The 1,207-nt window shown below is 52.6% G+C and carries 1 protein-coding gene; it reads right to left on the bottom strand.

Annotation, left to right across the window (positions count from 1 at the left end):
* Positions 1 to 30 precede the first annotated feature (30 nt).
* Positions 31 to 1,068, bottom strand: a complete 1,038-nt coding sequence (locus ACX3P1_RS28140; protein ID WP_459083093.1) for a site-specific integrase — start codon at positions 1,066 to 1,068, stop codon at positions 31 to 33.
* Positions 1,069 to 1,207 lie beyond the last annotated feature (139 nt).

The following is a 1,207-nucleotide window of genomic DNA, read 5'->3' as shown; positions in this document are numbered from 1 at the left end:
ATTGTAGCGCCTCCTCGCGCCACCAATGAATCAGCCGATCGAGGCCTCCGCAAGCATTTTAATAGGTCCTGAGCCTAGGGCCTCTTTCAACTGCCTGATCTTATAGCCAGCATCGAAATAATGCTGTTGTGTTACGCCTTTGCGGGCGTGGCCTATCAGCCCTTGTACAATTGTCTCCTGTACATCGGCCTGCAGCAGTCTGGTTGCCATTGTGTGTCGTAGGCTGTGCAGCACTAGCTGTTTGGTCTTGATGCCTAGCTTTACGAGCAACCTTGTATTGAACCACACGCTAAGATTTTTACCCCATCCGTAGTTGGGAACGTAGCTATACTCGGGGAATAGTTTGGGTGAACGCTGCTCTCGCAGTCCGGCTACGTAGTCGAGCACGCCCAAGTGTATCAGTCTGCTATGGATCGGTACGATACGCACGGACGCCTCGTTCTTTAGATGCTTCCCTTCACCTACGTCGTTCAAGTCGAAACACCACAGACCCTCGTGCTGCTTCACATCATCGACCGTTAGCTGGCAGACCTCGTTCAATCGCGCACCCGGGTAGATGGCGATCAATGATGCCCATTTATGTGCTTCTTTAGGTCTGCTGCCGGGCTGTTCGTCGAGCAGAGCTGCTTCGATAGTCCGTATCTGCTCATGGCTAAACGCCTGCCTCTTCCCGGCTTTCCGCTTATTCTCTCGGATCAATGATCTGGCAAAGGGGTTTTCGGCGACTAGCTTGGCATCAAGCGCCCAAGCAAACATCCGACTGAAGGTTTGGAGATAAAGATTGACCGTACGAACGTTCAGCCTATCGGGCAAATCCATCTTAAGTACGTCATCAAAGCTCTTGCCACGGGTCTTTGGGTTCTTGTTTATGTTCCTCGGTAGCAGCAACAGCGTGTCCTTGATCGATCGTGCGTGGTCGTCAGTCACGTCGCGAACATCAGTATCCTCTCCAACGAACTTAAGCAGGAAATCCAGATGCTGCCGGTTTTGGTCTTCGGATCGCTTGACCCAGCGTTCAACCCGTATTTCCTCCGCTGTGTACCTATCCGCGACCTGCTTAAGGGTCATGGGTGCGCCACGCGGTTTCGTTACGGGTACGGCGGTCTGTGCACTTGGTTGGTATTCGTATCGAGCTAGAGCGGTTTTTCCTTAATCGGAGTCGCGGGTTTGCATTGACCGGCTTGTTCTGATTCCCTGATCGCAGTGA

Source organism: Mesorhizobium sp. A623 (genome assembly GCF_054489405.1).
Note: the sequence above shows the minus strand (reverse complement) of the source record. Positions and strands in the feature narration are given on the sequence as shown.